Source organism: Pedobacter indicus, from assembly GCF_003449035.1.
In the GTDB taxonomy this organism is placed as follows: domain Bacteria; phylum Bacteroidota; class Bacteroidia; order Sphingobacteriales; family Sphingobacteriaceae; genus Albibacterium; species Albibacterium indicum.
Genome location: NZ_QRGB01000001.1, coordinates 3,459,830 through 3,468,875 on the forward strand (window position 1 = coordinate 3,459,830; position 9,046 = coordinate 3,468,875).

A 9,046-nucleotide genomic window follows, 5' to 3' on the forward strand; every position below is an offset into this window, starting at 1 on the left:
GCATTTAATCAATTTCAATATGTTCATCAATATCCATTTTATGCAAATTTTTCGTAATCAGTCTACCACCAAACTTAATTTTACGTTTTTTTTGCAATTGAATTAAGACTCTATTAGTATCTTTATACAAGAACCCTTCGTTTAATGTATATAAATATAGCTCTTTAATACTAACAACTTTTTTTTCTAAAATCTGTTTGGTTAAGCCTCTCTCGAAAATGTCAACCTTTTGCGGTCTGTTAAACTCATCAAATAAAAAAGGCGTAGAAGAGTTGATTTTTTCATTGTCTATGTCATAATTAGCTTCTCCACGTAATTCGTCTTTTTTCCAACATACATTCAAAAATTTTTCAATACCTAATGTATGATTCGTTCCAAATATCAAACCATAAATATTTTTCGCCTTTTTGATCGAAAATGGTGCTAAATAATATTTTTTTCCTTGCGGAATGAAAGACTTATAGTGCTCAACAACTCTCCTGTGAACGTGGAAATAATGCGATTTCTCTATAAAATCCTTCTCAATATTAAAATACTTTCTAAATTCAGAAGTACTTGCAAATCTTCTGAAATACGAAGAAGATATAAATAGCAGAAAATCCGTTTGTCGTAGTTCGATAATCTTTTTAAATAAATGTTCAGTAATTTCCTTTATTCCATTCTGGTCAAAGAAAAGAAAATTCGCTGTGTTTTTCATTGTCGGGTGGAGCTCTTCAAATATAGACTTAAAATCACGATTGTATGTTCGAATTTCAATGCATTTGTCTTCAATTGCGATATTCCTCAACAATATTTCATAGTTTTGAAGATTCAATTCGTTCAAATGAAGTATGATTTGTACTTCTGACTTTTCAATGAGATGTTTTAAAGATTGAATTGTTCTTATAAATATTAAAGGGCTACCATCATTTCCTTCCTTATCCTTTCCTTGTCCCGCAAAGAAATCAAATACTTGAATTGTCCGCCATATAACTTTTTTTCGAATTACGAAAACAGGGAGCCATTCTTCAAAATACTGTCGAAGAATATCTAGTTTCGTAGCCGTACCAGGGTCGAATGGTTTTTTGAATAAATCTTTAACAGGCATCGTTACTCATTTTTATCTAAACCTCGTTCTAAAATAGTGACAAGCTCGTCGTATGTAACTATACTTTCGATAGACTTGTTTCCTGGAAATTTGAGTAGAAGTTGATTTTTCATATTTACAAAAATCTTATCCTCAGACATTTTCGGTTTAATGCCTGTCCGTATATATGTTTCATCTTTTAAGGACATATAAGGTTCATATAACTTAAAATAGCCTCGGCCTACTGCGCCTTGAAACATAAAGAGCTGAGGGTTACTGTCAATTTTATTACCCGCCTTTAATATTTGGTCCTGAGAAATTCCGGGATAGGGATCTATATAAAAAATCTTCTTTATACCTAATTGAAAAGCTTTTTTTGAACAAAGTTCACAGGGACTAGCAGTTGTAAAAAGTATACCGCTATTAAGAGGTTGTCCGCCGAATTTAGATATCTGCAGCATCGCGTTTTCTTCGGCGTGAAGCGAGCGGGTGTGAACCTGATTTTCTTTTCCTTCAAAAGAATTATGAAAGTCTTTAAAACAGAACGGACAATTATGTCCATCTAAGTTATTGAAGAAGTTCTTTTTCTCTCCGTAAACATCTATTAGTACTTCATTAACTCTTTCTTTAAAAGATTTTCCAGAATAGTTTCCTCCTTCTTTTTCGTACTCAGAATATACATTAGGTCTTTTTTCTTCGACCAGTTCTTTCAGATTCCTCAATGAACAGGGAGTTTGACCTTGGGGTACCTCATTCCATCCTATAGCCTTTACTGAGTAATTAGAATCAGTTATCACTGCTCCTACCTGACGTGAAATACAACCTGAATTATATTTGGAACTGAATGCTAACTGCATTGAACGTTCTATAGCAGACGGTGTTACAATTCCTGGTTTATAGATTAGAGCTAAAAACTTTAAGATCTGTAACTCCAAACTGAGATATCTGAATTTCTCAGAATTATATTCTAGTGGTTCAATTAAACATTTACTAGCTATGTAAATATAGTAATCGGCTTTTTGGATACAATTTTCAACATCTGGAGTTGTAAAATCTCCCTTTTTAAAATCTGATATGCCATAATGAGCCTTATCAATACCTTTAATACCTTTAACGATTTCTTGACTTTTTTCTGATGTAAACCCCAATTTCTCAACTTTGTTTTTTATGTACATATCAACCTCAGTTTCATCACGATTTGAGGCGATCAAATAAAAGCCAGCATACCTTTCTCTAAAAAAATTTATTTCCAATGAGTTTTTCAATGAATCAATAACTATCCTAGTAGATTCATGTGTCTTCCTATTAATCTTAATTATATTTTTAATCGCAGAAGCTATAGTAAAAATGTAATTAGCCTCTTGACCATCGCTATTATCTCCTGTATAGTCCACTCTTCCGGTTGCCCTTAAATTGCAAGCAACATCTTGTAAAAAAAGTTGACGAATCACAGGAGAAAAGCTATCAATAAGCTCGAAAAGTTGTTTGGCAAAGACAGCGTATTCTCCGAAAAACAAGGTATTTAGATATTCCGTATGATCAGATAACTCTTTATTTGTTAATCCATCTAAAGAAAAACGACCTCTCAAGGCTCTAAAAAGATTTACGATTTTCTCTAGTATTCTGACATTCTTTTTAAAGTATAAAAAGATATTCTCGACAATCTTATTGGATTCATCATCTTGCCCTAATCTTTTAGATACAATCTTTTCTGAATCACACAATGCTCTAAAACCTGCCAGTACCGCGGCGTTAGTTAACTTACTGAAGTCTTTCTCGATATCATTGTACAGTTTTTCCAAAAAGAACAACAATACGATATCACGATATTTTATGACTGTAAATTTACGCCACTCATTAGAAGAATGAATCAAAATGTTCCTGCATATTTGGAATTTTTGTATTTCATTAACATGAAGATTGTTCGGTATAAAAAAATTATCAGTATAAAATGGATTTTCCTTTGACTTTAAAATTTCACAAATCTCATTTCCTCCACCTCCTGTTCTTCCAGTAAGTCCTAACACCAAAAAACTATTGCGTAGACTGTAAAAATTATTCAAACTCATATTCTTCTGAAATGTAATTAACATAGGCAAACGAGTAGCTAATATTCGTCTAGCTGACTTAATAGCGACATATATGCCGACCCATGCCTAACTGAGGAAATAAAGCGAACCAATTCCGGATGGAAAAAGAAAGATGAGAAAACTTCAAGGACTGATACTTTTTCTATCTTTGCGACGTTTTAACTTTTACACTTATTGAATCGCTTAAATTCTATAGTTTAGGCTCAATATCCGGGTTATTAAGTTGCCGCTTAATAACCCTTCTTATTTTTTGCAGACACTATTGCATTGCACCCTCCTATTGTAACAAATATAATAACTTAAATGTAATATTTTATAGCTAACAAGATACGAGTTACAAACATGAATTTTAATTAAACAATAAAAATTATAGCGAACGCCTATATTTTACAAGTGTTAGCCTATATGCACACTCCTCCTACTTCAGCATCCGCTCTCCCCCCTGCCAGCCCCTGTCCTCCCCCTTAAACACCGGAAAACAGGGGGCTGACAGGGGACGCACAGGGGACACATAGGCCGCGCACCTCGAAGCGGTTACGGCCAAGGATGTAATGAAATATTAAACGTAATCGGGATTTATCAGCAGGGAATTCGGAGACTCGTGTGCCAATAAAGGAATAGATATACAATTTATTCAGCCGAGAGTAACATGCGGGTCCAGATCCTTTGCAGAGGAAAGACCTTTAATAGACTTGGAGAAATAACAAGCTATTGATAACGTAAAAGTTGCCGAACATGGTAGCGACGAGCAACAAGTTTACAGACCTCATTACTAATGCGTTCTTTTGTTTTTTTCAATTCTCTAACAATTTGCATTTTGCTGTAAAGTTTTTCCAAAGGTTGGATATCTTCAGCAAACGTCTCCGCAGTTGTAGCGATTAGCGCTCTAGGGATAATAAAACCCATGTCATCCTGAATATCTAAATTCTTTGGATCGACATCCCAAAGTGTTTGGGAAAGATTTGCGATATATCCTTTATTGCGCTCATTTATACAAATTTACAGCATATTGGAAACAAAAGGAAAATAAATCTGGACAAGCGACATGGGCATACAAAAATTCTCAAAAGTTCTCAATAGTGTTGAGAATAATCAGTTAGTCCAATAATTTAGCTATTTTTTTCGTTTGATTAAGACCGGACTTCACTTAACTTTTCCATTAATTTTATTTTCTCATTACTTCCGTTTGTTGCAAAACGTAGAAGAGGTAAATTGTATTTTTCTAATACACGATCCTTTATCCTGTCTCTTTCAGCCTGCTGGGTGCCAGGTCTATGATATTCAAAACCATCAACCTCTATTGCAAGGACAGGACTTTTACCGAGTTTGTTGTAGATCAAAAAATCTAAATGGGTTAATGGGTGACTCGCATACCTTTTTTCCCTCTCGTTTAATTTAGAGAAGTCTTTAAGTAGGCTTCTTACAGGAAAATGCAAGAGAATATCATATTTTGAGAAACGCTCATCAGATAATACGTCCTTGATGAGAGCGTACATTAAATTCTCACTGTCAAATCTTGATACTCTGCCGCTTTTAGAAATAATTTCTGCTCGTTTTTCCTCATATCCTTTGTAAAGACAATCAAACACTGAGTTCAAACTGCTTTGAACTACTGAAAAATTGTTATACTCGATATAACGGATTAAATCAGCTATGTTACTGTCTTTCTCGCTGTCGTTTCCATTTACAACCAATATGAGCTGTTCTATTGCACGTGAAACCGCTACATTTAGACGATTTGGATTGTCCGTGAAGTCGGAGATCTCATTATCAACTGTTGAAAGAATGATAATTTGGTTCTCTCTGCCTTGAAATTTATCGACGGTGTCTGCTTTTATCTTCGTTCCGTAAAATGCCTTTTGCAAAGCATCTGTTTGATTACGGTATGGCGTAACAATTCCTAAATCAACAGTTTCTAGGCGTTCCTTTGGGATAATTTCTTGTTCTATAGTGTCAATCTGCCTTTGGTTCATTCTTTCCCGTGCGTGGTTTCCCGGCGTGGTTTTATAAACGACGAGAGGGGCACGTTGGTCTATCTGTTCGGTAAGTACAATGAGTTCATTATTGTAAAATTTCTTGTTGCAAAATTCGATGATTTTTGGATGGCAACGATAGTGTTCTCTCAAAAGGGTCTTTGGCACCTCTGGAAAGCACTCCATGATTGAAGATAGTAAGCTATGATTTGAATATCGGTAAAATTCAGGGAGGTTAAATGAATCAAAAACCAAATCGGCTTTCTCCTTTGACACAGCATCAACTACATTGGGCAACTGCTTGAGATCGCCGACAATCACGGCTCGCTTGGCACAAGATAAAGCAAGTGCACCTGTTGCTAAGTCAACTTGTGAAGATTCATCAATGATTACATAATCGTAAGAAATACCGTCTGACAGGCTTTGTCTCAACGAGTATGTCGTACTCATAATTACAGGATAATCTTTGATGAATTCGGATGAATTGGAGCGGAGTTCACCGATTGAATATGTTTCTCTTTTCTTCGATTGTATCTTACATTCAATTCCGCCTTCAGAAGCTGCATAGAAAGATTAGTATATTCTTTCATTTTGCTACTGAAAGAGAATTTTGTGAGCGAATTTTCTAATACTCTCGCTCTTTTTTCTAATTCCGAAATTTTTGTAGGATAATACCGGGACTGGCAAATATGTATCATCTTTTCGAAAGAATAGGTGTAAAACAATCTATCTTTAATTCCATATTTTATTCGGAAAACAAATCGTTTAATTAGGCCAAACTTTTTCCCCTTTCTTGCTTGGTTCTCTATGGATACCCACAATGCAAGTAAAGCATTAGAGGTTATTCTTGGCTTAAAATACTTTACAGTTTCCTCTGTCTGACCTTGATAAGTGTTTAGAAAATGTTGATGTTCTGTTTTTATATTATCAAGTTCTTGATTTAATAAAGCCAGTTCGTTCTTTTTTGAAAGGTATCCTAGTAGCCGATGGAAAAGTTTTTGAGTATTTTCTTCTATTCTCGTTCTCTCTTCCTCCGATAGTTTATAATTTGAGAGATCGGGAACATCAGTTTGGCTTTCAATAAACTCTTTTCTATTTTGGGAATTGCCAAGTAATGCGGCGATAAAACCGATACCACTTTTTTCAAGCTTTTCGTAGGCATTTTTTGTCGCGGAGTTATTACTTGATACAACGGCAACACTCTTTCCATTCATAACTGCATTAGCGATAATGTTGAGTATAGTTTGAGTCTTCCCTGTTCCCGGGGGGCCTTCAATGACACTCAAAGGCCAGGAAAATGCTGTATTTACTGCGTTTTTCTGACTGATATTAAAACCGAAGGGAAAGACTTCAACAGGTTGGTGGTTGCTGTTCTCCGGGGGCATCTTCCCATTCAGATAGTTTGCAAGAATGCAGTCTTTAGCTATAAACGAAATTCGTTGGTAACTTCTTGCGAGTATATTGGCGCCCTCTTCCGTCTTCAGCCCTACGGTATCTGCAATCTTTTCTAGATAGCTAAAAATGTTAAACGCTTCGTCTTCACTTATTGCTGTCTTAACTATTTTTACTTTATCGGCATTGTATAAATATGGTTTATCACTATTCCTAAAAGCGATAACACATTTCTTGGCCTGATATGAATAAGAAACAACACGACCTGTTTCGTCTTTTCCGTTAATGTAAATCAGTTCTCTTTGTAGTGGCATTTGGATTCTAGCTCTGACAGTTTTTTTATTGAACAGCCTGCTTGATTAAACTCATTATATACTCCAAATTTTTAGTGTCAGAAACAATAATTTCATAATCACCATTTCCCCAATGGCCTATTGACGACACATCCCTTGCTAATCCTTTCGGATCGTCCAGAGTTCCTCTTTTTAGATTAATCCACATCTTGAGACTTGACCTAAGTATACAGATATCCGTAAAGATTTTACCGTTCTTTGTGAATCCTATTTCCATCTTTTTAGGCTTGATATCGACGCTACTATCCAAATTAAAAATAGATTGTTTGAAAGCTTGGTAAAGCTCATTCGTATCATCAGACTTGCCATTTAGGTGCTCATCCTCAGTATATACTTTAACTTGTTTAGCGACCTTCTCCAATTCAGAATTAACAGTATTTTGAATTGTTTTTACTGTGGGTGCTGATTTGGATTTTTTAACGGGATTAACCACGATAATATCGCCTTCGTATTGTTTGATTTGCCATAATTCAATTGGAAGATCTTTAAAATTAGATGCTTGTTTCTGGAAATCAGTAAATGAAGGTGACACAAAAATCACCTTCGATTGCGACCAGTCTACATCAACTCGTTTGAGGTTATCTTGTTGTGTCTCATTATACTCCACAATAAAATCGGCCTTGTACTCCAACATTAAATTCAGATAAGACACTCCTTGATCGACAACAGAGTAATTGCGTTCCCGCTTGTATTCAATAATCACAAAAGACTGACTATCTGTGTCGTACGCCAGCGTATCGATACGTTGTGCTTTAATCACGAATTCAGACTTTATCATTTTGAAGCCAGTTATCTCTTCGATATTAACTTCAAATAGTTTTTGGATGTCTTTCTCTAACTTAAAGGCTTTTTCTTTAAGGCTTATTAACTGGTTTTTGGTGCGCGTGAAAAGTTGCATCAAGCAAGATAATGAATTTGTAGAAACTTTTTACTTCAAGCAGTAGATCGATCCTTGTTACATTATCGCTCAAATTCAAATTTCGTTTTAATCAGCTCTTTATTATTTTTCACGAAGCTGCTGACAGTTAATCGATGCACACCGAGAATTCTACCGATGGCGCTGTATGACACCTTCTTTTCCAAAAGCTCCTTTATTTTCTTTTCCTGACCTGTAAGCTTTGTCTTCGAAGACTTGCTTCCTATAGGTCGACCAAGGATTACTCCTTCTGCTCTTTTTCTTGCTAGAGCTTCTTTCGTCCTTTGAGAAATAAGATTTCTTTCTATCTCAGCAGATAAACCAAAAGCGAAGGCAAGTACTTTAGAGTTTATATCACTTCCGAGTCTATAATTATCCTTTATTGTCCATACGTGAATATCTCGATTCATACATTCATTAAGCACACCCATAATCATCAATAGGTTTCTACCTAAACGCGACAGCTCAGAGCAAATCAAAATATCGTCTCGCTTCATTTTTTTTAATAATTTTCCCAGCTTTCGATCATCTACATTTTTTGAACCTGAGATAGTCTCTTCTATCCATTTGTTAACAACAATGCTATTCTTTCCGCAAAACTGGCTGATTTCAAATCGTTGGTTTTCCACTGTTTGTTTGTCTGTACTTACTCTGATGTATCCGTAAATCATAATTTTATCTGTATAAGTTTTTTATACAAAAATGGTTTATTTTAAACGGATATTGTCTAAATTAAATATAGCCTAAAAATGCGGCAGTGATTTGAGCGATTATTTTAGACAGAATGCTGAAAAAAGTATTTTTTCCAGTAGTGATAGCTGGGTGATATTAAGTGAAATTGAGCAAAGAATTAAAGTCAAGATAGAGGCTATCGGCACGCCTTTGAAAGATTGGGACATCAACATTTATCGAGGTATTTTGACCGGCTATAATGAAGCGTTTATCATAGACGGAAAGAAAAAAAATGAACTTATTGAAAAGGATCCAAAATCCGCCGAAATTATAAGACCATTATTAAGAGGGCGCGATATTAAGCGATATTCATATGAATTTGCAGATTTATATTTGATCGCTACTTTTCCATCGTTAAAAATCGATATCGAATGCTATCCTGCTGTAAAGCAACATCTTATTGATTTTGGATATGACAGATTAAAACAAACAGGCGACAAAGGAGCGAGGAAAAAAACTAATAATAGATGGTTCGAAACTCAGGATTCGATAAATTATTGGGAGGATTTTTCTAAACAAAAAAT

The 9,046-nt window shown here is 35.0% G+C and carries 8 protein-coding genes; 1 reads left to right on the forward strand and 7 read right to left on the reverse strand.

Annotated features, from left to right (window positions below):
• Window positions 1-4: 4 nt before the first annotated feature.
• The 7 genes from tcmP to D3P12_RS15245 form a co-directional block, all read right to left on the reverse strand.
• A complete protein-coding gene (tcmP, locus tag D3P12_RS15215; RefSeq protein WP_118196903.1) occupies window positions 5-1,087 on the reverse strand; it encodes a three-Cys-motif partner protein TcmP in 1,083 nt (360 codons plus the stop codon).
• 2 nt (window positions 1,088-1,089) lie between these two features.
• Window positions 1,090-3,135, reverse strand: a complete 2,046-nt coding sequence (locus D3P12_RS15220) for a cytidine/deoxycytidylate deaminase family protein (RefSeq protein ID WP_157970376.1) — start codon at window positions 3,133-3,135, stop codon at window positions 1,090-1,092.
• 729 nt (window positions 3,136-3,864) lie between these two features.
• Window positions 3,865-4,062, reverse strand: a complete 198-nt coding sequence (locus D3P12_RS15225) for a hypothetical protein (protein WP_245977471.1) — start codon at window positions 4,060-4,062, stop codon at window positions 3,865-3,867.
• A gap of 224 nt (window positions 4,063-4,286) precedes the next feature.
• Window positions 4,287-5,675 carry an AAA domain-containing protein gene (locus tag D3P12_RS15230; RefSeq protein WP_317124668.1) on the reverse strand — a complete coding sequence of 463 codons (1,389 nt, stop codon included), beginning with the start codon at window positions 5,673-5,675 and terminating at the stop codon, window positions 4,287-4,289.
• Window positions 5,582-6,835: an AAA domain-containing protein gene (locus D3P12_RS15235; protein ID WP_118196906.1), complete on the reverse strand. Its 1,254-nt coding sequence runs from the start codon at window positions 6,833-6,835 to the stop codon at window positions 5,582-5,584. Before D3P12_RS15235 ends, D3P12_RS15230 begins: the two co-directional genes overlap by 94 nt.
• Window positions 6,836-6,860: 25 nt before the next feature.
• On the reverse strand, window positions 6,861-7,772 hold the full coding sequence (locus D3P12_RS15240) for a DUF5655 domain-containing protein (protein ID WP_118196907.1): 912 nt from the start codon (window positions 7,770-7,772) through the stop codon (window positions 6,861-6,863).
• Between the two features lie 62 nt (window positions 7,773-7,834).
• Window positions 7,835-8,461: a master DNA invertase Mpi family serine-type recombinase gene (locus tag D3P12_RS15245; RefSeq protein WP_118196908.1), complete on the reverse strand. Its 627-nt coding sequence runs from the start codon at window positions 8,459-8,461 to the stop codon at window positions 7,835-7,837.
• Between the two features lie 91 nt (window positions 8,462-8,552).
• Here D3P12_RS15245 and D3P12_RS15250 point away from each other — a divergent pair.
• A partial coding sequence (locus tag D3P12_RS15250; RefSeq protein ID WP_205941121.1) for a hypothetical protein occupies window positions 8,553-9,046 on the forward strand: 494 nt, incomplete at its 3' end.